The sequence below is a fragment of the Corynebacterium sp. 21KM1197 genome (genome assembly GCF_033783015.1).
In the GTDB taxonomy this organism is placed as follows: domain Bacteria; phylum Actinomycetota; class Actinomycetes; order Mycobacteriales; family Mycobacteriaceae; genus Corynebacterium.
Genome location: NZ_CP123907.1, coordinates 2,150,204 through 2,173,987, shown reverse-complemented (window position 1 = coordinate 2,173,987; position 23,784 = coordinate 2,150,204). Strand labels below are relative to the sequence as shown.

The following is a 23,784-nucleotide window of genomic DNA, read 5'->3' as shown; positions in this document are numbered from 1 at the left end:
CGCGCCAGTAATGAAAACTATTCCTGATAGTGGGTAGATAGTATCCTACGGGCGCGGCGAGGGGTAGTGCGTCGATACTCGTCGAAACTTGTTTTTATTGGTTTTGTGGCGCTGAGCAGGGGAGATGTGAGCTGTGGTGGGAGGCGGAGGCGGGGAAGTTATTTTAAAGTTTCGACAAGAACTTTGAAACAACTCTATACTGGTGGAGTGTTGAGCGGAGATGGGATGGCACTGCCGGAGGCGGTGCGTGAGGCCTTGGACCTGGTCTGGGCGGGGGCCAGGGGCGATGAGGCGGAAACGGCGAGCGTGGATTTTAAGGAAGATCCCGTGCATTACCCGCAACAGCGAAACTCGGACGCTAAGGCCGAGGAACTCATCGTGGACGCCGCCGTGTGCTTTGCCAACGGCGAGGAGGAGGTTTCTTATATCATTTTCGGCGTGAGCGATCGGGGATCCGGGCCGAGCGCCTTTACCGGAACAAAAAGGGATGCCTCCGATCTGGCGGCCAAGGTCTTTCAAAAGACGATGCCCCAGCTGCACGTGGAGGCCTGGCCGGTGGAATACCGGGGGCAGCGCCTTATCCTCTTTCGAGTGCCGCGCGGTCGCGCCGTGTATGCCACCGCGCGGGGCACGGCCACGTATCGGGCGGGTAAGAAGTGCGAGCCACTGGCGGGGGAATACCGCAGGAACCTGGAATATCGCCGCATGAACCCGGATCACACCGCGCGGCCCTCCGAACTAAAACTCAGCGAGTTGAGCGAGGAAGCCCTGGCTCAGGGTCGAGTTCTGCTGGAAAATCAGCGGCAAACGCGCGGGGCTATCGACGCCCTCCCCGCCACCACCGAAGGGTTGCTGAGCACGCTTGACCTGCTTAGGAATGACGGCCACTTGACCATCGCGGCTGAAATACTCTTTGCGCAGCCGAGCGGAGATCGCCCCCTCGTGCGCTATCACTATCGGAGCACGCCTGCGGGAGAACCCAAGACGATGGTGGTGGATCAGCCCTTGGTGCTTGCCGCGACCACCTTGCAGCGGCGCATCAAGGAACGAGCGAGCGAGGAACTTGCCCGCGTACACCTGGGGTTGGGGCAGGAGGTGCCCATTCCGTATCTGCCTGCTCAGGCGATTGACGAGGCGGTCACCAACGCGCTCGTGCACCGGGATTGGGCGCTGCTATCGCCCATCGTGATTGATCAATCTCCCATGATGCTCAAGGTGAGTTCCCCCGGTGGGCTTCCTTCCCAGGTTCGCGCGGATCGATTACTGTCCACGCCCTCCCGTCCACGGAATCAACTTCTCATGTACGCGATGAACAAACTGGGGCTCGCGGAACAGGCCTCGCGTGGGTTTGATCGCATGTGGCTTTCCATGCTCTCCTCGGGGCGCAATGAGCCCGATGTGGAGACTGATGAATATCACGTGGACGTCACGCTTTATGCGGAGGAACCGGATGAGCAGTTTCTGCGATTCCTCGCGGGGGTGCGGGAAACCTACGGGGCCGATTTTGCCAGGGACGTCAATGTGGTGATCGCCCTGAAATACCTCATTAGGCACCCGGTTCTTTCGGCCGTACAGGCCGGGAAGATCATGCAGACCTCCGAGCGAGATGCCAGGCAGAATCTGCTTTTTATGGCCCACCGAGGATTCATTGAGGAGTTTGGGGAGGGCTGGGCACTCAGCGAGAAAACCCGAACCAACGTGGAATTCCTACCAGGGGCGCTGCCGGTGCCGGTATCGCTTGTTGATTGGATTGAGGGGGAACTGAGCGGTGGGCGGCCTTTGACTAACCGGCAGATTGCCGAGGCCACCGGGGTTCCTGCTCGTGAGGTGACTGCGGCCTTGCGAAAACTGCGGGCCGAGGGGCTGGTGCGCAAAGACCCGGAGGGGCCGTCGCGTGGTGCGGGGGTGCTGTGGCGCGGCGCGTAAATACTCGTCGAAACTTGTTTTACTGGTTTTTGTGGTACTGAACAGGGGAGATGTGAGCTTGGCGAGGTGTGGAAGCAAAGAAGTTGTTTCAAAGTTTCTACAACAACTTTGAAACAACTTCTCGCTGATGTGGAGGACTTACTGCTTATAACTGCTCAGGAAGTTCCCCAGGCGCTCGATCGCGTCCTCCAACTCCGAGGCCCAGGGCAGGGTGACCACGCGGAAGTGATCCGGGGTAGGCCAGTTGAAGCCGGTTCCGTGCACCATCAGGATTTTTTCCTTGCGCAGCAGGTCGAGCATGAACTGGCCGTCGTCGTGAATCTCATGAACATTGGGGTCCAGGCGGGGGAAGGCGTACAGCGCGCCCATCGGCTTCACGCAACTCACGCCGGGAATGGCGTTGAGCTTTTCATAGGCCACGTTGCGCTGCCGCAGCAGGCGGCCGTGCTCCCCGGTGAGGTCGTAGATGGATTGGCGGCCGCCCAGGGCCACCTGGATCGCGTGCTGCGCGGGAACGTTGGGGCACAGGCGGGTACCGGCGAGAAGCTCCAGCCCCTCGATGAAGCCGCGCGCGTGATTCTTCGGCCCGGTGAGCACCATCCACCCCGCCCGGTATCCGGCCACGCGGTATGCCTTGGAAAGGCCGTTGAACGTGATGGTGAGCAGATCGGGAGCCAGCCCCGTGATGGAAATGTGCTGCGCGCCGTCATACAGAATGCGGTCATAGATCTCATCGGCCAGGATCAGCAGATCGTGTTCGCGGGCGATGTCCACGATCCCCTGCAAGATCTCGCGCGAGTACACCGCTCCGGTGGGATTATTGGGGTTAATCACCACGATGGCCTTGGTCTTATCCGTCACCTTGGCCCGAATATCCTCCAGCGAGGGATTCCAGTTATCCTCCTCGTCGCACAGATAGTGCACCGGAGTGCCTCCGGCTAGCGACGTCGCGGCAGTCCACAGGGGGTAGTCCGGTGCGGGAATGAGCACCTCGTCGCCGTCGTTAAGCAAAGCCTGGGTGGTCATGGTGATGAGTTCGGAGACGCCGTTGCCCAGGAAAACGTCATTGACGTCGAAGGATGGGAAGCCGTCGATGAGTTCGTAGCGGGTGACGATGGCTCGGCGCGCCGGAATAATGCCCTTGGAAGTGGAGTAGCCCTGGGAGGTGGGCAGGGAGGCGATCATGTCGCGCATGATGACGTCCGGGGCGTCGAAGCCAAAGACGGCGGGGTTGCCGGTGTTGAGTTTGAGAATGCGGTGGCCGTCGAGTTCCATGCGCTCGGCCTCGGCGGCGACGGGACCGCGAATCTCGTAGAGAACATTCTTCATCTTCTCCGACTGATCGAACTCGCGGCGCTTGCGGGGTTGCTTGGGGGCGGGTGTGTCGTTCATGGGAACTATCCTAGAACGTCTGGGTGCTGAGCTAGTGACAATTGTGCGGGCCGTACTGACAAACGTGTGTCACTTTGTCAGATTATTTGTCACTACGGGGTGTCTAGATTGTCATTATGCCAGGTCAGGGTGTATACATTGTGGTGACAATGTTCTGACAATTCGGGTAGGGTAGCCGCTATGAGGTGGACGCGAGCGGGTTTTGCCGCTGTGATCGCAGAGTTGCGCCGGATTGGTGAGGACATGACCTCCGTGGAGGTTAAACGCGGTACGGGCGGCGTACCCGCGCTGGGGGAAACGCTGAGCGCTTTTGGCAATATGCCCGATGGGGGTGTGATCATCATTGGGCTCGACGCGGACGATGGCTTCGCCGTGGTGGGACTCGATGATCCGGGGAAGATCGCGCAGGGAGTGGTGAGCCAGGCACGCTCCGATGCCTTAACTCCGAATGTCACCGTGGACGTAGAGGTGGTGGAGTTTGAGGGGCGCAACCTGGTGGTGTGTGAGGTAGCGGGACTGCCGCTACCGGAGAAGCCTTGCCGCTACGAGGGAGTGGCATATTTGCGTCAGTTTGACGGCGATTATCGAATGTCGGATGTGGAAGTACAGATGATCGCTGACCGCCAGCGGCAAAGTGCTCTCGACGATCCCGGCTGGTTAGCACCCGACGCTATTCCCGTGACGGGAAGTTCCAGCGCCGATTTTGATAGCGATATTGTGGCCTCCGTTATTGAGAACACTCGGCGCGGCACGCGGCGTTATCGGGGCAGGAGCGATGAGGGAGTTCTCTACGATCTGGGGGCCTTGGATGCGCAGGGGCGGGCGACGGTCGCGGGTTTGTACGTTCTTGGCTCGTATCCGCAGCGCTTTGAACCCTCCTGGGGTGCCTCGGCCGCAGTGCAGGTGAATGGGGAAGGAGGCGTGCGTAACCGCGATCTTTTCTCTGCGGAGGGGCCGGTGCCCGAGATGTTCATGGATCTCATGGACTGGGCGGTGCGGAATATATCGGAGGACATTGCGTACCGGGAAGATGGGCACGCCATAGACGTCCCAGGATTGCCTGCGGTGGCTGTTCGTGAGATTATCGCCAATGCCTTGGTGCACCGCGATTTATCAACGCTGAGCAGGGGAAAAAGCGCAAATATCCGATTGAATAAGCGCAGGCTCATTGTGACTAACCCAGGTGGATTACGCGGTATCACCACCGATCAGTTGGGGCAGCAGGACGCACGCAGGCCGGTGAACGAGCACGTTTATCGCCTGTGCACAAAGTATCGCTTTCCCGATGGATCGCGCCTTATTGAGGGAGAGGGCGGTGGTATCCGATGGGTGCGCACTACCCTCGCGGAGGCGGAACTGCGTCCGCCCACATTCCACGACAAAGGAGTTTCCTTTACCGCGATTATTTCCCAGGACTCCTTGGTCCGGGAAGAAGATCTGGCGTGGTTGGAGCAATTAGCCAAGGGGGTTCCGTTTAGTAGAGAGCAGCGGGCTGCGCTTTTGGCGCTGCGCTCGGGAGAATCGTGGTCTAATGCGGATGCACGCAGGCGTCTGGGGCTTGACTCCGTGGAGGCGAGGGCGATGCTGCAAGACCTCGTGGCGCGGGGAGTGGTGACTATTGATGGTGCGGGCCGGAGCACGACGTATTCCTTGGCGTCCTCGGAGGGGACTGCGGAGAGGGGATCGGAACGAGCTACTGGTTCCCGTGGGATCGAGGAAGAACTGGAATTGCGGGAGGAAGTGACCGTCGCTGAACTCGTGGGGATAACCGGCTTGACGGAGCGCCAGGTGCGCTATGGATTGAGCAAACTGAAAAAGGCTGGGCGCGCGGTGCATGATGGCGGGAAGCCGGCGCGGTGGCGAGTGATGCGGAGGTTGTCTTAGCCGTACTGACAAACGTGTGTCACTTTGTCAGATTATTTGTCACTACGGGGTGTCTAGATTGTCATTATGCCAGGTCAGGGTGCATACATTGTGGTGACAATTGTGTAGGAACATTGTCACTTGGTGTTGCTACCGACGCCGCTGCATGGTGCTCCGTGCGAAGTTGTAGGCGCTGTTCTTCAACTCGTGTTGGAGTTCCAGGCGCTGCGCGCGCCGCTCGATGGCGCGCTGCCGCTCGGCAGCCTTGATCGCCTGGATGCGTCTCCGGTTGAGCGCTCGCTGGCTGGGTACATACCAGGAATCGGGCCCGATTTTCAGCATGTAGAGAAGCACAAAGACGATGGGGATAATGACGAGCACAGGAACCAGCGCAGAGTTAATGAGCACAATTCCCATAGCGGCAGCGGAGGTGAGAGCGAGAATCCCGGCCTTGGGGTACCGGGAAGCCTGCCGCGCCTCCTCGATCTCCTCGGCGGAGTACACCTGAACGGTTTTATCTATCTGCGTGGCTGGTAGAGATGGCAGATCGAGGAAGAGTTGATTGAGTTCATAGCGGTACTGTGCCCGGGCTGCGGCCTGGCAGCGGGCGTCGTATTCGTCTACGCCGAGGCGTCCCTGGGAAAAGGCGGTGCCCAGGAGGGACATGGCCTGGGCACGCTCATCATCACTGAGACGAACACGATCATTCATGCCGTTCATTCTATCGCAGAAAAGCGCTCGTTGAACCGGGCTATGTTCCCGGAGGGGGAGGTACCGCGCCACCCGGTTTGGGTACGGCATTGCCCGGTTGAGGCGGGGTGGGAACGGCACTCCCGGGCCGGGGCACCGCGTTTCCAGGTTGAGGAGGCGTGGGGACAGAACTACCGGGTGTTGGTGTGGCCGCCCCCGGTGGTGGTACCGCTCTGCCGGGCTTGGGCACGGGGCCTCCCGGCCGTGGTACAGCGTTGCCGGGCTGGGGCGGAGTAGGAACGGCGCTGCCGGGAGCCGGGGCGGAGGTCCCCGGAGGCGGAACAGCACTCCCAGGCTTGGGCACGGCGTTTCCCGGTCGTGGTATCGCGTTCCCAGGCTGGGGCGGAGCAGGAACGGCGCCGCTGGGCTTGGGTACCGCACCGCCCGGTTGCGGAGGTTGAGGTGCTGCGGGGGCGGCGCCACCGGGGGCAGGTACGGCCCCTGGAGGGGGCACCGCAGCCCCGGGCCGAGGCACCGCGCTACCTGGTTGCGGAACGGGTGGCGTCGGAGGCACGGGTGCGGGAACGGCTCCGCCCGGTGTGGGGGTGGAGCCAGGAACGGGAATCGCTGCCCCCGGCGTGGGAACGGCAGCCCCCGAGGGCATGGGCGGCGGAGGCGAAGCGGGCGCCGGTACCTTGCTCTGCTCGGGAGCGGGGGGCGTCGATAGTTTCTTCGGCGTGAGCGGCAGCGCGGTGCGCACGGGCGCGTCGAGGAACGCGCGCTCGCGCGGGGCAGGGAGGTGCCCATCGACCAGCACGGAGTCGCGCAACATGCGGGCGACGTCGCGCACCACCGGGGCCTGGGCGGGTTCCTCGGCCAGCGCCTTGACCCCGCCGCTCATCATGGTGTTGCAGAAGGGGCAACCGACGGCGATTTCCTCGGCCCCGGTGTTCAGCGCCTGTTGGGTGCGGAACTCGTTGATGCGGGTGCCGAGTTTTTCCTCCATGAACATGCGTGCGCCACCGGCGCCGCAGCAGAAGGCCTCGTTGCGGTTGCGATCCATCTCGCGGAGTTCCATGCCGGTGGCCCCGAGGAGTGCGCGGGGCGGGTCAAAGACCTTGTTGTGGCGGCCAAGGAAGCAGGGGTCGTGGTACGTGATGGGCTTGCGGTTGTGTGGGCCGCGCGGAACCGGGGTCAGGCGTTTTTCCCGCACCAGGCGGTTGAGCAATTGGGTGTGGTGGAATACGTCATAATGTCCGTCAAAGTCCGGGTACTCATTGCGCAGGGTGTTAAAGCAGTGTGGGCAGGTGGTAATGATCTTGCGCTGGCCCTGGGGAACGCCCTCAAAGGTGTTATTGAGGGTGGCGATGGTATCGGTGGCGAGCATTTGGAAAAGGAACTCGTTACCCGCGCGGCGCGCGGGGTCGCCCGTGCAACTCTCCCCGGTGGAAAGCACGGCAAACTTCACCCCGGCGGTGTGGAGCAATTCCACCACCGCGCGGGTGGTCTTTTTGCCCTCATCGTCAAAGGCGCCGGCGCAGCCCACCCAAAAGAGATATTCCGTATCGGAGAAGTCCGTAATGTCCTCGCCCACCACGGGGACCTCGATGCCATCGCGGCGGGCCTCTTCCACCCAGGAGGCGCGCTCGCTGGAATTACGGCCCCAGGGGTTGCCCTTGACCTCAAGATTCTTGAACATTCCTGCCAATTCGGAGGGAAACTCGGAATCCACCAGAACTTGGAATCGGCGCATATCCGCAATGTGGTCTATGTGCTCAATGTCCACCGGGCACTGCTCCACGCAGGCGCCGCAATTGGTGCAACTCCACAGCACGTCTGGGTGAATGGCCTGATTGTGGCCCACAAGTTTCAGTACGTCCACCCCGGCCTCGGAGGAATCGGCCTGATAAAGAGAGGGATCGCGCAGGTATTTCTCATTATCCAGGGCCACGTCTCGCAGGGAGGTCATTAATAACTTAGGACTCAGCGGCTTATCGGTATTCCACGCGGGGCACAATTCCTGGCAGCGCCCGCACTCGGTGCAGGCGGTGGCGTCGAGAAGCATCTTCCAGGGGGCCTGGGGCAGCGTACCGACGCCCACCGGTTCCTCCTCGGCGTCCTCCAACGAGACCGGCTGGAGCGGGCCGAGGGGGCGTTCGCGGCGGAAGAAGATGGTGAAAAAGGCGAGGAAGCGGTGCCAACCCACCCCCCAATTCAGGTGCAGCGCGACGGCCACGAGAAAGACCATGCCGCCCAGCAGCTTTGCCAGGGCAAACGCGCTGACCAATACCGGGGAGGCGGGCAGCAGAGCGGCGAGGTGAATGCTCAGGAAGTCCGCCCACGGGGAACCACCGCCATACGTGGCGATCTTGGCGGCCTTGACCAGCAACATTCCCAGGGCCTCAAAGGCCACCACCGCCTCCACCAGGCGGGCGGCGGTGGGATTGGAGCCGTAGAAACGGCTGGACTTATCCGTGTGCCCCAGGCGCAGGCGCACGCCGATGAGCAGCGCAATCCCCAGCAGGGTGCCCACCGCCAGCACCTCCTCCGCCAGGTGATACGGCGGCCAGTGGTGCAGCAGCGGCCACCCTCCGGCGGGATAAAAAGCCTGGATATAGGCCTCAAACCACACCACGGCACCAAAGAGGAACCCCACCATCACTGCCCAGTGCGCGGCCCCTATCCACGGTTTTTTCATCATGCGCGGGTGCGCGAATACCTCCACCAGCACGCGGCCCAGGCGATTCCAGGGACGCGAGAACCGGCCGGGGGAGGCGGTGCCGGAGGAGATCAGCCGGAAGATGCGCCAGGCGGCGCGAATGAAGAGGAACCAGGCGGGCAGGGAGAGTAACACGCCGAGGCTACCGAGGATCAAGGTGGTGGAGGTCATGCCTTCTGTTGGGGTGGGGAACGGGAAAACAGTGTTCCCCTTACCTTAAAGGGTGGACGGCGCGGTGCCCTAAGAATTGGGCCATGAATGAGCCGCAGGTCTCATGGGGGGTGAGTGCGCAGCGTGGGCTATGCATGAGAAAAGCGGCGCTCCCTCGCGGGTGAGAGGGGAGCGCCGCCTGGGGTTGGGCTTACTGGCCGGTGCAGTAAGCGACGCCGTTGTTTACCACCTCGGAGTAGGTGCCCTCGTTGGCGTTCTCCAGGCCGTAGTGGTAGCCGCACTGGTACCCGTCCACGAACTCGGAGGAGCTCTCCGTGAGGGGGAGCTGGCGCAGGAGGTCTGCGGTGAAATCGGTGGCGGAGGTGATCAGGTTCTGGATAATCTCAGCATCAAACATGGGGTCAATTGTAGGTTATGGGGGTGAGGTGGAGGTGATTTTCCGGGTGGGATGGTGGCGGGCTGTATGCTTGACGTCTGTGAGTGATCGGGCGGGTCTACTTTTTTTTGGTGATTGGCTTGAGTGCTCAAAACCTCAATAGATTTACAGGAAACTGGGGGATTTTATATTATGAGTAAGGCATTAGAGTCTTATCTTGGCGAGATTGAGTATGTGTATGGTGCACGTGCGGAATATGAAGCGATCAAGCGTGGTGAAGTTGCTACGGTGTCGTTAGATGAATTACTGGGGGAAAGGGGAAGTAATGAGGGGGAAGGTGTGGAGGATTGAGTTTGCTCCACGAGCGGTGAAGGAGTGGAAGAAGCTAGATTCTTCCGTTCAATCCCGTTTTCGACAGTTTTTAAAAGATCTGAAAGGGGTTGAGGATCCATACTGGAGGGGAAAGGTCCTGACCGGAAATTGGGCAGGGTATTGGAGCTATCGGGTGGGGGATTATCGTTTAATTGCGGGTATTGATGTTGGGGAAATGGTGATTGTGATGATCGCGATGGGGCATCGCTCACAGGTGTATGCGGATTAGTGCTGAGGTGTCGTGGGGTCGGGGCCTGCCCGTCCTTGCGGGCGAACAAGCCGGATAGCCAGGGGCGCTCGTTCATTGATGCCGAGTATGACGGCGGGTACATCATTCCCATCTATTACGATTACGGCGTGGATCGCGCTGCGGCGTGTAGTGCAGACCAGCAGTATTCGGGTGCTTATGCCCGCCAACTCACCCAGGTGGAGGGGGATTACAACAACCCCTGCGCCTGAGCCAGTCAGCGCCCCAAACCCAGCCAGTAGCCCCCTACACCCGCACCGCCCCCGGCCGCCCGGCCAGCGCCTGGTAGCTGGGCCCCGCGAAGAAGGGAGTGTCCGGGTGCAGCACGTCGGCGGTGTAGAACCAGTCGGCGCGCACGGCCTGGGGCGTGACGTCGATAGTCATGTACCCGTGGTACTCAAAGTCGATCATCTTGTACCAGGGGTCCATGAACTTCAGGGCCTCCTGCGCCACGCTCACCACGCCGCGCATGGGCTCCGCGAGCTCGGGGGAAGAGGCCACGCTCTCAAAGAAGCCGGGGGCGCTGATGGAGGGGGTGACAAACTCGGTGGCGGCGGCCTGCCCGCCGCGCTGGGCGCGGTAGGAGAAGATGTCGCGGGGGATGTCGTTGGCCCAGGAGGAGTGGATGTCTCCGGTGAGGAATACCACGTTGTTCATGCCGTTGCCCGCGATGAGGTCGATGATCCGCTGGCGCTCGGCCATGAATCCGTCCCACTGATCCACGTTGAGGGGGAAGCCCTGGTCGGGCACGCCGAGTTTGTCCACCAGCCAGGAGTGCACGCGGGGGTCGATGCTGTCCGGCAGGGTCATGGGGGCGAACATGACCTCGTTGGCCACGATCTGCCATTGCGTGGTGGAGGCGGTGAGGGAATCGGAGAACCACTGGAATTGCTCGGAGCCCATCATGGAACGCTGCGGGTTGGCGGCCTCGCGCAGGAAGTCCGGGTTGGTGTTGGCGAGGTTGGCATTGCCGTATTGGAGCAGTTGAATGTCCCGATAGGAGCGGAGGTCGGGAATGATGAACTCGAAGAGGTTGCCGTAGCGCAGGGTGCGGTAGAGGCGTTGGCTCAGCCCGGAGGAGTCCGGGCCGGAGGCGCGCACGGGCATCCACTCGAAGTAGGCGCGGCTGGCCTCGGCCTTGATGGCGGCAAAGACGTCATCCTTTTCGGCGGAGTTGCCGCCCAGGCCCTCGCGCCAGGCGTTATCGCCAAACTCGTGGTCGTCCCAAATGGCGATCATGGGCTTGGCGGCGTGGAGGTCCGCGAGGTCGGGATCAAGGTGGTAGATCCCCTGGCGAATGCGGTAATCGGTGAGGGTGCGGGTGCGGTTGGCGGGCTGTACGGTGCGCACCTGGGTGTCGTAGAGGCCGTTGTACCCGCCGGTCTCATACTCGTAGGTGTAATCGCCCAGGTGGAGCACGAACTGAATGTCCTCGCGCTCGGCCATGTCGCGGTAGCCGCGGAAGTAGCCGGACTCGAAGTTGGAGCAACTGGCCACGCCGAAGCGCGCGTGGGTGGCGGGGGAGCCGTCGGCGGGCATGGTGCGGGTGCGGCCGGTGCGGGAGTAGGTGCCGGCGGCGGGGCCGTCGATAATGCGGAAGCGGTAGAAGTACGCGGTGTCCGGCTGGAGGCCCTGGACGTCGATCTTCACGGTGTGGTCGGTGTCCGAGGTGGCGAGGTACTCGCCGCGCTGCGCGATGGCGGTGAACTCGGCGTCGGTGGCGATCTCCCAGGCCACGCGGGTATCCGCGCCGATGCCGGAGCCGGGCAGGGCGTCGGGGGTGGGGGTCACGCGCGTCCAGATGATAACGGCCTGGGGCAGCGGGTCCCCGGAGGCCACGGAGTGCTGGAAGGGTGCGCCGGGCTCCTGGGCGCGGGCGCGGGGAAAGTTGCGGCCGATGGTGGTGGCGCCGAGCGTGGCGACGCCCAGCAGGCTGGCGCTTTTAAGGAAGTGACGGCGAGCGAGATGCGTGGTCACGGTGACTCCTGGGAGAAAATAACGGGGGAACAGTGAGATACCTCTAGGTAGGCTAATCACTCCGGGGTGGGGGAAGCCAAGGCGACGGGGCGGGGTGGAGGAAAGTTCACTCAAAGTTTTCGCGGCGTTATTTCTTGTTTACTTTCCGTTTGCTTGCGCACCGCTCCGCAGTCCGCCCTGCGCCCCACATGTGGACAGGTCGGTCTACTGTGATTTATTTTCACGCCCTGTAACTTTGGATAAGTGCAGGTGGAGCGTCCATCTGGCTTGGGAGATGAGATAGACCGATCTGAACATTCTTTATAGACAGATCGGTATGAGTATGGTGAGGGGCACACTTTCCCGAACCATCCTGACCACACCGTTTCCCAAGGAGCCGCGCATCATGGCACCGAGCACCGCAACCCGCACCCGCCCCACCGCTCGCACCCGCAGGGCCCCCAAGCCCGAGGGCCAGTGGAAGATCGACGGGCCCAGCCCGCTCAACGATGACGAGCGCATTAAGCAGCAGGAAGATGCCTTTGCCATCAAGCAGCGCGTGATCGACGTGTACTCCCGGCAGGGCTTTGAGTCCATCGCCACCGAGGACATGGCCCCGCGCCTGAAGTGGCTGGGCATTTATACCCAGCGCCGCCAGGACCTGGGCGGGGAATATACGGGGCAACTGGATAACTCCGAGTTGCAGGACAAATACTTCATGATGCGCGTGCGCTTTGATGGCGGCCAGGCCAGCCCGGAGCGGCTGCGCGTGGTGGGGGAGATTTCCCGTGACTACGCGCGCGGCACGGCGGACTTCACCGACCGTCAAAATATCCAGCTGCATTGGATTCGCATCGAGGACGTCCCCGCGATCTGGGAGAAGCTCGATTCCGTGGGGCTTTCCACCCTCATGGGCTGCGGTGACGTGCCGCGCGTGATCCTGGGCTCCCCCGTGGCCGGAGTGGCCGCCGAGGAGATCATCGACGCCACCCCCGCCATCGAGGAGATTTTAGAGCGCTACGTGGGCACGGAGGAGTTTGCCAACCTCCCGCGCAAGTTCAAAACGGCCATTGCCGGGCACGCCCGCCAGGACGTCACCCATGAGATTCAGGATGTTTCCTTTGTGGCCTCCGTGCACCCCGAGCACGGCGCGGGATTCGAGTGCTTTGTGGGCGGCGGCCTTTCCACCAACCCCATGCTGGCCCAGCCGCTCGGCGCGTGGATTCCCCTGGACGAGGTGCCCCGCGTGTGGGCCGGGGTGGCGGGAATCTTTCGCGATTATGGCTTCCGCCGCCTGCGCAACCGCGCCCGCCTGAAGTTTCTGGTGGCTCAGTGGGGCGTGGGGAAGTTCCGCGAGGTGCTAGAGCGCGAGTACTTGGGGTATTCGCTTATCGACGGCCCCGCCATCACCACCAATCCGGGTAACAGGGACCACATCGGTGCGCACCCCCAAAAGGACGGCCTGTTCTACCTGGGAGTCAAGCCCACCGTGGGCCACACCACGGGGGAACAACTCATCGCCGTGGCCGAGGTGGCCGAGCGCTTTGGCATCAGCCGGATACGCACCACCGTGGATAAGGAACTCCTCTTCCTGGACGTTCCCCGCGAGCGACTGGCCGATCTGGCCGCCGCGCTCGACGAGGTGGGCCTGCACTCCGCGCCGAGCGAGTTCCGTCGGGGCATTATTTCCTGCACCGGCCTGGAGTTCTGCAAACTGGCGCACGTGACCACCAAGGCCCGCGCCATCGCCCTGGTGGACGAGTTAGAGGAGCGCCTGGGCAACCTGGACGTGCCGCTGAAGATCTCGCTCAACGGCTGCCCCAACTCTTGCGCCCGCACGCAGGTCTCCGATATTGGGCTCAAGGGCCAAACCGTGACGGACGCGGACGGCAACCGCGTGGAGGGCTTTCAGGTACACCTGGGCGGCTCCATGTCCCTCGACCCGAACTTTGGCCGCAAACTCAAGGGCCACAAGGTGGTGGCTGATGAACTGGGCGATTACGTGGTGCGCGTGGTCACGGCCTTCAAGGAACAGCGCGAACCCGGCGAGCAGTTCCGGCACTGGGTGTCCCGAGCGGATGAGGAGGCCCTGCGATGAGCCTGCGCAGAAAACCCAACCCCAACCGCAACCACCCCTTGTACTGCCCCTATTGCGCCGGGGAACAACTCTTTCCCGACGAACACACGGAGTTCGCCTGGTTGTGCGCCGATTGCCTGCGGGTATTCGAGGTCAAATACCACGGCCAGGACGATCCCCCGGCGCGCCCCGCGCCCGCTTTATCCACGTCCCAGGCCCTACGCCGCTCGCTGAGGCGGCACCAGGAGGAACGATGAGCACTCGCGTGAATCTCTTAGGCGGCCCCGCCGCCACCCGCGACCCCGAGGTTTCCCCCGAGGGGCCGCGCACCACCGCGCCCTTGCCCGAGGAGGTAGCCCGCAGAAATAAGGAGCTGGTGGAGCGCTACGCCGCCGATCTCTACGACGCGCCCGCCGCCACCATCATGGCCTGGGCCCGCGAGCACGCCCCCGGCGCGGTGGCGGTCACCCTCTCGATGGAGAACACCGTGCTGGCGGAGTTGGCCGCGCGCCACCTGCCGGAGGCGGACTTCCTGTTCCTGGACACCGGATACCATTTCCCGGAGACGCTGGCGGTAGCGGAGGGCGTCGATAAGCGGTACCCGCAACGCCTGGTCACGGTGCGTCCGCTGCTGAACCGGAAGCAACAGGACGCCACCTACGGGCGCGACCTGTACCGCGCGCACCCCACGGCCTGCTGCCGTATGCGCAAGGTGGAGCCGCTGGCGCGGGCGCTATCGCCCTACGCCGGGTGGGTGACCGGGCTGCGGCGGGCCGATGGCCCCACCCGGGCGCAGGCCCCGGCGCTCTCCCTCGACGCCACCGGGCGGCTGAAGATCTCCCCGATCATCACCTGGACGCTGGCGGATACCCAGCGCTACATCGAGCGGCACCACCTCATCGAACACCCCCTCACCCACCGGGGGTACCCCTCCATCGGCTGCGCCACCTGCACCCTGCCCGTGGCCGAGGGGGAGGATCCCCGCGCCGGACGCTGGGCGCACTCCACCAAGACAGAATGCGGATTACACTCATGAGCCTTTCCCCACATTTACGCGACCTGGAAAATGAATCCATCCATATCCTGCGCGAGGTAGCCGGGCAATTTGATAAGGCGGCCCTGCTCTTTTCCGGTGGCAAGGATTCCGTGGTGGTTTTTGAACTCGCCCGCCGTGCCTTTGCCCCGGCCCCCGTGCCCTTTGAACTCCTCCACGTGGATACCGGCCATAACTTCCCCGAGGTGTTGGACTTCCGCGATGCCCTGGTGGCCCGCACCGGCGCGCGACTGTGCGTGGCGAGGGTGCAGGACTGGATCGATCGTGGTGAACTGCGCGAACGCCCCGATGGTACCCGCAACCCCCTGCAAACCGTGCCCCTGGTGGAGACGATCGCGGAGCAGGGCTATGACGCGGTGCTGGGCGGGGCGCGCCGCGATGAGGAGCGCGCCCGGGCCAAGGAAAGGGTGTTCTCCGTCCGTGATTCCTTTGGCGGCTGGGACCCGCGCCGCCAGCGCCCGGAATTGTGGTCGCTATATAACGGCGCACACCTGCCGGGGGAGAATATCCGCGTCTTTCCCATTTCCAATTGGACGGAAACGGACGTGTGGGAATACATCGGGGCGCGCGGGATAGAACTGCCCTCCCTGTATTTTTCTCACGAGCGCGAGGTGTTCCGCCGCGACGGCATGTGGCTCACCCCCGGTCCCTGGGGCGGGCCGCGCGCCGGGGAGGAGGTGGAGCGCCGCTGGGTGCGGTACCGCACGGTGGGGGATATGTCCTGCACCGGGGCCGTGGACTCCACCGCCGCCACCGTGGCGGACGTGATAGCGGAGATTTCCACTTCCACCCTGACCGAGCGCGGGGCCACCCGCGCCGATGATCGACTCAGCGAATCCGCGATGGAGGATCGCAAAAAGGAAGGGTATTTCTGATGAGCACTGTTACTTCCGGGGCCGTTGATTACTCCTCTGGGGCCGTCGAAGCCCTCGCCCAGCGCGAGACGCTGCGGCTGTGCACCGCCGGTTCCGTGGATGACGGCAAATCCACCTTCGTGGGCCGACTGCTGCACGATACCCACTCGGTGCTGGCCGATCAGCTCGCCGCCGTGGAGCGCACCTCCACCGAACGCGGCTTCCAGGGCCTTGACCTCTCCCTCCTCGTGGACGGCTTGCGCGCCGAGCGCGAGCAGGGAATCACCATCGACGTCGCCTACCGCTACTTCTCCACCCCCGCGCGCACCTTTATCCTGGCCGATACCCCCGGGCATGTGCAGTACACCCGCAACACGGTCACCGGCATGTCCACCTCCCAGGCGGTGGTGCTGCTGGTGGACGCCCGCCACGGGATCGTGGAGCAAACGCGCCGCCACCTCACCGTGGCCGGTCTGCTGGGCCTGAACCACCTGGTGCTGGCGGTGAACAAGATTGACCTGGTGGATTTCTCCGCGGAGGTATTCTGCGCCATCGAGGCGGAGTTCGTGGCCCTGGCGCGTGACCTGGGGATTGAGCACGTCCGGGTGGTGCCCATCTCCGCCCTGCACGGGGACAACGTGGTGGAACCCTCCTCCCGCATGGCCTGGTACCAGGGGCCCACGGTATTGCAGGTGCTTGAGGCGATCCCGGTGGAGGCCGGGCGCGCCCAGCGCCTCCCGCTGCGCTTCCCCGTGCAGTACGTGATCCGCGAGCACGCTCAGGATTATCGCGGATACGCGGGGCGAGTGGAGGCCGGGCAGGTGACCGTGGGCGAGGAGATCACCGCCCCCGGTGGGATCACCGCGCGGGTCAGCCACATCGATACCGCCGATGGCCCCGCCGAGCGCGCCTGCGCCGGGGAATCCGTGGTGCTGCGCCTGGACAAGGACATCGACGTGGTGCGCGGTGACCTCCTGGCCACCGACCCTCCGCGTGATACCCGCTCCTTTCCCGCCACGGTGGTGGGGCTCTCCGAGGCCGTCCTGCGCCCGGGCGCGCTGGTGCAACTGCGCTACGGCGCCGCCGTGGTCAAGGCCCGGATCGCCGCCGAGGCCCCCGTGGGGCTCAATGACGTCGCCCGCGTCACCGTGGAGGCGGCCCGCCCCCTCCCGGTGGAGCCCTACGCCGCGCGCGGGGCGGTGGGTTCCTTTTTGCTTATCGACGCCACCACGGGTGACACCCTGGCGGCGGGATTGGTGGAAGAACGATGACGCTCATCACTCTGGCTCATGGTTCCCGGCACCCCTTAGCCGGGGAGGCGATCTCGGAGCTGACGGCCGCCGCCGGTGCTCTTTTGGGTGCGCAGGCGTGCGCGGCACACCTGGAACTGTGCAACCCCTCTCTTCCCGAGTTGGCCGCTCGGCTGGTCCGGTGCGGTGAGTGCAGCGCGGTGGTGGTGCCGCTGCTGTTTACCCGCGCCTATCATGCGCGGCATGATGTTCCCCGTGCTTTGCGCGCGGCGCGCGAGAGCGGCCTGGATTTGACGTTGGCCCCGTCCCTGGGGTTGGGCTTGGAGGTGGAGTCCGTGGTGGCTCGGGTGGTGGCCTCGGACGCTGATCCCGACGCTCACCTGGTGTTTTATTCCGTGGGTTCCTCCCAGCCGGGGGCCAATGCGGCGGTGGCGGCCCTGTGCTCGCGGGTGGCGCGACGCACCGGGCGCGGGCACACGGTGGTCTACGCCACCGGGGTGGGCCCGGGCGTGGGGATCGCGGGGCTTCATGAGGCGGCCCGGCGGTATGAGCGCCTGCACCTGGTGCCGCTCTTTGTGGCACCGGGCCTGCTCCTGGATAAGGCCCTGGCGGCGGTGCCGGGGATCGCGGCGCTAAGGGGTGCCACTGTAGGCGCTTCGAGGCCGCTCGGCGCGCTACTGGCACCCCTTGTGCGGCAGAGGTACCTGGAGGCCGGGGGAGCAGTTGGTGGCGTAGTTGGCGGCGCGAGGGAACAAGCACACGTAATAGAACAAGCACAGAGGAGGGCCGCCTGATGCGGACGTTGATCCTGGTGTGCCTGGGTGGATTGGCCGCGCAACTCGTGGACGGCGGCCTGGGCATGGGCTTTGGCGTCACCTCCACCACCATCCTCATCGCCCTGGCGGGAATCGGCCCGGCCCAGGCCTCCGCAGTGGTACACACCGCGGAACTGGGTACCACGCTGGCCTCGGGCCTAAGCCACTGGCGCTTTGGCAACGTGGATTGGCGAGTGGTGGGGCTCTTGGCCGTACCCGGCGCGGTGGGTGCCTTTGCGGGAGCCACCGCGCTCGCCAACGTCTCCACCGAGGCCGCCCGTCCCATTACCGCTGCGATTCTGCTGCTCATCGGCGTGAATCTGCTGTGGCGATTCTCTAGGGGACGAGTGCGCGCCCGCAGCGCTCGACCCCATCACTCCGGTTTCCTCGCCGGACTGGGGCTCTTTGGTGGCTTTATCGACGCCTCCGGGGGCGGCGGTTGGGGCCCGGTGACCACCTCCACGCTGCTGGGGTTGGGTCGCACCGAGCCGCGCCGGGTGGTGGGAACGGTCAATACCGCCGAGTTCCTGGTGACGCTGGCCGCCGTGGTGGGCTTTGTGCTTGCGCTTTGGGAGGACCTGGTGGCGCACTTTGTGTTGGTATGTGCCCTGCTCATTGGTGGGGTGGTCGCGGCCCCGATCGCTGCCTGGCTGGTCACGCGCCTGAATCCGGCCGCCCTGGGAGTGGTGGTGGGAGCGCTCCTGATGCTGCTCAATCTGCCCACCCTGTGTGCGCTCGTGGGCGTGCCGGGGCAGGTGGTGTTAGCGGCGCAATTGATGGTGCTGGCCGGTGGCGTGATCTTGGCCCTGCGGGCGTGGCGGCGGGCCGTGCGGGAGCACCGGCCTGCCGCGCGCGTGGAGGAGGCACCCGTGGCGGTGGGGTGAGCCAGTTCCTGGGAAGTCTCAGGAACTGGCTCACATGTGACTCGGGGTGCTTTTATCCTGGGCTAGGCACTGGTCAGCTCGTTGTTGTTTACTGGGTGCACGGACTCCAGCTCCTCCCGAGTTACCCAATGTGGTGTAGCGCAGTAAGCCGCATGAAGCGCGGTGCGGAGGCCGGACGTTGCCGAGATTAATGCCTCCAGATGGCTTTCTTCCTCAACTGTGATATGCCATGTTGCGCGAAGAGCATGGAGATCGGCACCGTAGTCGAGTTCCAGGTCAATCTTATCCGCCTCATTCATCACGCGATCAAGGAACACGTCGAATGGTTCGTCGCTTGTTGTGGGACGGATGAAGGTCTGTGAGATTTCAAATGAGTAGATCATGATGCCTCCTTCCAACAGGTTTCCCTACGAAGCCATGAACGAGTGTTTCTCAGGTAGTAGGGATCTGATGGGGTCAGGTGGATAGTCCTCATGTGGGCTCCACAAGGACATTTCATTTTGTAATATTTTCTCCCCTTGGTGACCGACCATCCTTGGCTTTCGGCCTCCTTGAGGAGAGCCTCAAGTTCTTTCTTGGGATGGGTGGGGCGGGGCATATGGCTGAGTCTACTCACTCATGATGAGGTCAGTGCTATGCCTCGTCCTCGTCCGCAGCCTCCTTGCGTCGGGTGAGGCGGCTCAGCCGTTGCTGTACGGCGTGCATGCCCTCGCTGGCGGTCAGCGCCTCGCCCTGGGCCGTGGCTATCTGGATGTCGTCGATAGTAATTTCCCCGGCCCGCAGCGCCACCATCTCCGAGTGGTAGCGGAACCACACGGCAAACACGGCGGCCACGGGCACGGCGAGGAAGGCACCGATGATCCCGAAGAGCGCGGAACCCACCGTCACGGCCAGCAGCACGATGGCGGCGTGGAGGTTCATGGCCTTGGACTGAATGATGGGTTGCAGGACGTTGCCCTCGATCTGCTGCACGGCGATGATGAGCACCAGGACGATGATGGCGTTGGTGAGGCCGTTGGAGACCAAGGCGATGATCACGGCCAGGGCACCGGCGGTGAAGGCACCCACGATGGGAATGAAGCCGGCGAAGAACGTGATGATCGCCAGCGCGAGGGCCAGCGGGACGTTGAGAAGCACCAGGCCTAGGCCGATGAAGAAGGCGTCCACGAAGGAAACGAGGGCCTGGGCGCGCACGAACCCGGCGAGCGTGTTCCAGGAGCGGGAGAGCACCTCGGTGAGGTGCCAGCCGACGTTGCCGCCGGTGTGCTTGCGCAGCCAGGGCAGGAAGCGGGTGCCGTCCTTGAGGAAGAAGAACGTGAGCACCAGGGCCATCACCAGGGTGACCACGGCGGAGGAAGCAGACGAAATGCCGGAGAACACGCCCGAGGCGATATTGGAGCCCTGGGATTGGATCATGGAGGTGACCTCTTGCATCACCCCGTCAAATTCGCCAAGGTCCAGGTTCAGCGGTGGGCCCTGAATCCAGCCTTGGAGGTGGGTAATGCCGTCCGAGGCGCGATTGACCAGCTCGGGAATCTGCTTGGCCACGGAGGGGGCGATGGCGCTGAAGATACCAATGACGGCGGCAAAAGCACCCACCATCGTGAGGATGGTGGCCAGGGCGGCGGGCACGCGGCGCTTGCGCAGGAAAGAAACCGGCGGCCACAGCACGGTGCAGATGATGAGGGCCAGCAGGACGGGAAGCAGGCCCACCCAGATCATGCCCATGCCGCGCCACAGGATCACTCCGGCGACCACCAGAATGATGAAGCGCAGCGCCCACCCGGCCAACCAGCGGCCGTCGCGGCCGATGATGAGGGAGCGATCGGTGATGTGTTCGCCCGAGTCCTCGGGGTGGGAAGCGTCCTCGGCGCGTTCCCGGGGGGCGCCCTCCACGAGTGCTTCCACGGCGGCGGGAAAGTCCTCGGTGACCTTGGCGGAGGCCTCCTGTGAGGGCCGCGCTACGGGCGAGACCTGGGCGGCCTGATCGCCCCCGGGCACGCCGTTGTTTTTATTTTCACTCATAGTTGTATCAGGCTACGGCAATCAATCGTTTTTGGATAGGAGAGCGCCCGTGCTGGCCGCCGCACAACCCAGTGCCGCTACCACCACGGGGGCGGCCCACCACAATCCCTGGGCAAAGATCCGGCCGGGGTTATCCAGGAAGGATATGTCCTGCGTGGACAGCAGCCCCACCACGGAGCCCAGCACCAGGGCCAGTGCCCACGGCCCGAGCACGGGGAGTAATAGCCGGAGCATGGCCGCGCGGCCAGCATGGGAATCCGCCAGCACCCGACGCAGCGGGCGTTGCTGCTGGCGATGCAGAACCAGCAGGGCGGTCAGCACGATGAGCGCGATGGCGCTGGCGATGAGGGGATAGAGAATCTGCTCGGTGCGCAGCGCCTGCACCTGCGGCCCCTGGGCCTGGGCAAGGTAGCCATAACTGGCCTGGCCGATGAGCACCGCCTTGAACTCCCGCTGCTGCTCGGGGGAGAAGGAGGAGAACTCGGGAATAAGAATCCTGGTGATGGTGGAGGTCACCAGGCCCAGGCGGTGAACCTCGGGGGAGTTCGCGTCCAGCACGATATTGGGCATGAGTTCACTATCCAAAAGCGGGGTGCCGGTGATTCCGGGGAGGGGTACGGCACCCTGAATGGTGCCGGTGGCGGAATGGTAAAACACGATGCCACTGGTGCCGGAGGTGACGTATTGCTCCCCGCCGTGGTTGATGAGTTCCTCCGCGCGGGGAGAGGCCGCCAGGGCCACCAGGCCTAGCGGGGCGTTATCGCAGAGGGGGCCGCCAAAGACTTCCCCCACATGCTGCGGAAAGCACTCCGCTCCCCGGCCGTGGGTGGCGCGGGGATACGTTTCCGCGCGCTCGGGGGCGACGGGATCGAGGAGAACCACGGCGGTATCCATGATCTCCGGGAAGCGCTCGGTGAGCATGAATACCTTATTGGAATCCACGTGCGTGACCACGAGGTATCCCTCCGCGCCGGGAACGGCGGTGGTGATGTGATGAATATGCACCCCGGCGGCAGCACTGGTGAGTGCGGCCTGCCCGATCATTCCGGTGAGAAGGGCCGTGGAGAAGAACGTGAGCGCTGGTTTGGGCAGGCGGGCGCGGTAGCGTAACTCGCTGCGGGACCAACGCACACCGAGGGAGATCGCCCCCGCCGCGAGGGCTGCGCACACCAGGGCAAAGCGGTGTCCTTGGAGAATGGTGAGGCCCCAGCGCATATAGAGGAAGAAACCGCAGAGGCACAGGGCGATCACACCCAGCACCAGCCAGGCCCGCCGCGCCGGGGGAGAAAGGGGACGGGAGTGGTGAATGTGTGTTCCCCGGTGCCGCGCCCGCAGGAACAAAACCGCGCCCACTGCCGCGAGGCCGCCGATGAGGCACAGGGCCAGGAGCACCAGCGAGGTACCGGGGTGTGGGGAAACCCAGTCCTGGTTCCACCACCGACCTATCTCCGCAGGCCAGAGGCGAAATACCGCGAGGGCGGATGCAGTTCCCGCGAGGGCACCCAGGGTGGATACCACCAGCGCGGGCAGGCTCAGCCACAGCGTGCCCGCAGCGGTGTCACCGCCGCTGGCCTGGTAGCCCGAAAGGGCGGCGGCGTGGCGGTGCAGGTAGGCCAGGCCCAGGGCCGCGATCCCCGCCGTGACCACCACCGCGAGGACTCCCCGGAGCACCTCCAACCGGCCGAAATCGGCGGCCCGAGCCTCCTCTAACAGGCCCTGGCTGGCGATCTCCTCGGTGCCCGTTCGGATACCGCCGGTGCTGGTGGACTGCTCAAAGAAGGGGTCCTTTTCCACCTCGGAGGAAATCAACCACGCCTCCGCCTCCTCGTGGACGGCGGCGACGGTGCGGGGTGCGATGGCGTCGATAAGCAACTCCGAGGTATCTGCGGGGTTGGTGCTCAGGCCGGTGACGCGCAGGCTAAGTGGGTCGAACTGGGCGCTCTCCGGGGTGAGAGTGACGGTGCCGCTGGGGGAGACGCCCAGGGCCTCGGCCAGGGCGATGGAGATCGTGGCCTCGCCGGGCTTTTGCGGGTACGAGCCCGCAGCGAGCACTCCGAGATCGGCGGGGCCGGAACTCAGGCGTGCCTGCGCGGCGGCACCGTGATCCTGCTCGTCGCGCACCACCGCCTGGGTGGTGGCGATCCCCACGGCCTCGCCCCGGGCCACCCAATCGCGCAGGTAGCGCTCGGTTTCCGGGAAAGCCGCGGTGGCTTGCAGGGAATAGCGGCCAAAGTGCGCCTGCGCGGAGGCGGTGGTGGCCTCTCGGTACGCGGTGAGGCTCAGGCTCAGCGAGAGCAGGAGGAATGGGGCGATCAGGCTAAAAAGCACGAGGCCTACGACGAGCCCCGGTGCACTGCGCAGCGCGCCCAGGCCGAAGCGCAGGCGGATCATGCGGCCGCCTCCACGCTCACGGAACCATCGGCGCACAGCCGCCACAGGGTATCGGCGCGCTGCGCCACGGCGGGATCATGGGTGGCCACGATCACGGCGGCCTCGTTGCTCCTGGCCAGGCGCAGGAAAATATCCATGACCAGCGCGGAGTTCGCGGAATCCAGCGCCCCGGTGGGCTCATCGGCCAGCACCAGGCGGGGTCGATTCACCAGCGCCCGCGCGATGGCCACCCGCTGCTGCTCGCCGCCGGAGAGGGAATGAACCGGGGAGTTGAGGTGCTCGCCCAGGCCCACCTCCTCCAATAGTTCGGCGGCGCGATCCGGCTCCGCGTGCAGCGTGCCCGCGATGTCCTGCGCCAACTGCACGTTATCCAGGGCGCTGAGGTACGGCACCAGGTGATAATCCTGATACACGCGCGCGATGATCCCGCCGCGCAACTCCCGCTCGGGGATCTCCGTGACCGGACGATCGCCCAGGGTCACCGTGCCCGAGGTGGGGGATAGCTGCCCGCTGAGCAGGGAAAAGAGGGTGGTCTTTCCGCTTCCGCTGGGGCCCATGAGGGCGGAGACGGAGCCGGGGGTGGCGGTGAGGCTTATCGACGACAACAGCGGCTTTTCCGTAGCCGCTTGGCCTGCGTGGCTGGGGCCTCGGCCGGGATAGGAAAAACTGAGGTGAGATACCTGTAGGTGCATGGTGACCCCGCTCCCCTTGTGTGTCGTGCA

Annotated in this window: 21 protein-coding genes; 12 read left to right on the top strand and 9 right to left on the bottom strand. The window is 64.2% G+C overall.

From position 1 onward, the window contains the following. Positions 1-225: 225 nt before the first annotated feature. The gene (locus OLW90_RS10540; protein WP_319650051.1) at positions 226-1,926 is read left to right on the top strand and encodes an ATP-binding protein; all 1,701 of its coding nucleotides are present in this window, start codon (positions 226-228) and stop codon (positions 1,924-1,926) included. A 138-nt stretch (positions 1,927-2,064) separates the two neighbouring features. On the opposite strand, the gene OLW90_RS10535 is transcribed toward OLW90_RS10540, so the two are convergent. After that, positions 2,065-3,318: a pyridoxal phosphate-dependent aminotransferase gene (locus tag OLW90_RS10535; RefSeq protein WP_319650050.1), complete on the bottom strand. Its 1,254-nt coding sequence runs from the start codon at positions 3,316-3,318 to the stop codon at positions 2,065-2,067. A 180-nt stretch (positions 3,319-3,498) separates the two neighbouring features. Between OLW90_RS10535 and OLW90_RS10530 the strand changes: the two genes are divergently transcribed. After that, positions 3,499-5,202 (top strand): ATP-binding protein, encoded by a 1,704-nt coding sequence (locus OLW90_RS10530; protein ID WP_319650048.1) that lies wholly within the window; start codon positions 3,499-3,501, stop codon positions 5,200-5,202. 129 nt (positions 5,203-5,331) lie between these two features. On the opposite strand, the gene OLW90_RS10525 is transcribed toward OLW90_RS10530, so the two are convergent. The 3 genes from OLW90_RS10525 to OLW90_RS10515 all read right to left on the bottom strand — a co-directional run bounded on the left by OLW90_RS10525 (position 5,332) and on the right by OLW90_RS10515 (position 9,158). Continuing rightward, positions 5,332-5,892 carry a DUF1707 domain-containing protein gene (locus OLW90_RS10525; protein ID WP_319650047.1) on the bottom strand — a complete coding sequence of 187 codons (561 nt, stop codon included), beginning with the start codon at positions 5,890-5,892 and terminating at the stop codon, positions 5,332-5,334. 40 nt (positions 5,893-5,932) lie between these two features. Further along, positions 5,933-8,761 carry a heterodisulfide reductase-related iron-sulfur binding cluster gene (locus OLW90_RS10520; RefSeq protein ID WP_319650046.1) on the bottom strand — a complete coding sequence of 943 codons (2,829 nt, stop codon included), beginning with the start codon at positions 8,759-8,761 and terminating at the stop codon, positions 5,933-5,935. Between the two features lie 190 nt (positions 8,762-8,951). Next, a complete protein-coding gene (locus OLW90_RS10515; protein WP_319650045.1) occupies positions 8,952-9,158 on the bottom strand; it encodes a hypothetical protein in 207 nt (68 codons plus the stop codon). Positions 9,159-9,329: 171 nt separating this feature from the next. Here OLW90_RS10515 and OLW90_RS10510 point away from each other — a divergent pair, with 171 nt between their 5' ends. From OLW90_RS10510 to OLW90_RS10500, 3 genes are read left to right on the top strand one after another with little or no spacing between them, the layout of a single operon-like run. Continuing rightward, positions 9,330-9,488 (top strand): hypothetical protein, encoded by a 159-nt coding sequence (locus OLW90_RS10510; protein ID WP_319650044.1) that lies wholly within the window; start codon positions 9,330-9,332, stop codon positions 9,486-9,488. After that, the gene (locus tag OLW90_RS10505) at positions 9,463-9,738 is read left to right on the top strand and encodes a type II toxin-antitoxin system RelE/ParE family toxin (RefSeq protein WP_319650043.1); all 276 of its coding nucleotides are present in this window, start codon (positions 9,463-9,465) and stop codon (positions 9,736-9,738) included. The genes OLW90_RS10510 and OLW90_RS10505 overlap by 26 nt, the downstream gene beginning before the upstream one ends. Positions 9,739-9,773: 35 nt before the next feature. Next, on the top strand, positions 9,774-9,968 hold the full coding sequence (locus tag OLW90_RS10500; protein WP_319650042.1) for a hypothetical protein: 195 nt from the start codon (positions 9,774-9,776) through the stop codon (positions 9,966-9,968). 34 nt (positions 9,969-10,002) lie between these two features. Here OLW90_RS10500 and OLW90_RS10495 read toward each other — a convergent pair whose 3' ends face one another. Then, positions 10,003-11,733 carry an alkaline phosphatase D family protein gene (locus OLW90_RS10495; protein ID WP_319650041.1) on the bottom strand — a complete coding sequence of 577 codons (1,731 nt, stop codon included), beginning with the start codon at positions 11,731-11,733 and terminating at the stop codon, positions 10,003-10,005. A 385-nt stretch (positions 11,734-12,118) separates the two neighbouring features. On the opposite strand from OLW90_RS10495, the gene OLW90_RS10490 reads away from it, so the two are divergent. From OLW90_RS10490 to OLW90_RS10460, 7 genes are read left to right on the top strand one after another with little or no spacing between them, the layout of a single operon-like run. Then, positions 12,119-13,810, top strand: coding sequence for a nitrite/sulfite reductase (locus OLW90_RS10490; protein WP_319650040.1), 1,692 nt, complete (start codon positions 12,119-12,121; stop codon positions 13,808-13,810). After that, positions 13,807-14,046 (top strand): hypothetical protein, encoded by a 240-nt coding sequence (locus tag OLW90_RS10485; protein ID WP_319650038.1) that lies wholly within the window; start codon positions 13,807-13,809, stop codon positions 14,044-14,046. The genes OLW90_RS10490 and OLW90_RS10485 overlap by 4 nt, the downstream gene beginning before the upstream one ends. Beyond that, entirely contained in the window at positions 14,043-14,825 is a 783-nt protein-coding gene (locus tag OLW90_RS10480) for a phosphoadenylyl-sulfate reductase (RefSeq protein ID WP_319650037.1), read from the top strand. The genes OLW90_RS10485 and OLW90_RS10480 overlap by 4 nt, the downstream gene beginning before the upstream one ends. Then, a complete protein-coding gene (cysD, locus tag OLW90_RS10475; protein WP_319650036.1) occupies positions 14,822-15,718 on the top strand; it encodes a sulfate adenylyltransferase subunit CysD in 897 nt (298 codons plus the stop codon). Before OLW90_RS10480 ends, cysD begins: the two co-directional genes overlap by 4 nt. Continuing rightward, positions 15,718-16,968 (top strand): sulfate adenylyltransferase subunit 1, encoded by a 1,251-nt coding sequence (locus tag OLW90_RS10470; RefSeq protein ID WP_319650035.1) that lies wholly within the window; start codon positions 15,718-15,720, stop codon positions 16,966-16,968. Before cysD ends, OLW90_RS10470 begins: the two co-directional genes overlap by 1 nt. After that, positions 16,965-17,741: a sirohydrochlorin chelatase gene (locus OLW90_RS10465; RefSeq protein ID WP_319650034.1), complete on the top strand. Its 777-nt coding sequence runs from the start codon at positions 16,965-16,967 to the stop codon at positions 17,739-17,741. The genes OLW90_RS10470 and OLW90_RS10465 overlap by 4 nt, the downstream gene beginning before the upstream one ends. Further along, positions 17,741-18,646: a sulfite exporter TauE/SafE family protein gene (locus OLW90_RS10460; RefSeq protein ID WP_319650033.1), complete on the top strand. Its 906-nt coding sequence runs from the start codon at positions 17,741-17,743 to the stop codon at positions 18,644-18,646. The genes OLW90_RS10465 and OLW90_RS10460 overlap by 1 nt, the downstream gene beginning before the upstream one ends. 62 nt (positions 18,647-18,708) lie before the next feature. On the opposite strand, the gene OLW90_RS10455 is transcribed toward OLW90_RS10460, so the two are convergent. From OLW90_RS10455 to OLW90_RS10440, 4 genes are all read right to left on the bottom strand, one after another. Next, entirely contained in the window at positions 18,709-19,029 is a 321-nt protein-coding gene (locus tag OLW90_RS10455; protein WP_319650032.1) for a hypothetical protein, read from the bottom strand. Positions 19,030-19,279: 250 nt separating this feature from the next. Continuing rightward, positions 19,280-20,671, bottom strand: coding sequence for an AI-2E family transporter (locus OLW90_RS10450; RefSeq protein ID WP_319650031.1), 1,392 nt, complete (start codon positions 20,669-20,671; stop codon positions 19,280-19,282). Between the two features lie 21 nt (positions 20,672-20,692). Next, positions 20,693-23,062 carry a hypothetical protein gene (locus OLW90_RS10445; protein ID WP_319650030.1) on the bottom strand — a complete coding sequence of 790 codons (2,370 nt, stop codon included), beginning with the start codon at positions 23,060-23,062 and terminating at the stop codon, positions 20,693-20,695. After that, positions 23,059-23,754 (bottom strand): ABC transporter ATP-binding protein, encoded by a 696-nt coding sequence (locus OLW90_RS10440; RefSeq protein WP_319650029.1) that lies wholly within the window; start codon positions 23,752-23,754, stop codon positions 23,059-23,061. Before OLW90_RS10440 ends, OLW90_RS10445 begins: the two co-directional genes overlap by 4 nt. Positions 23,755-23,784 lie beyond the last annotated feature (30 nt).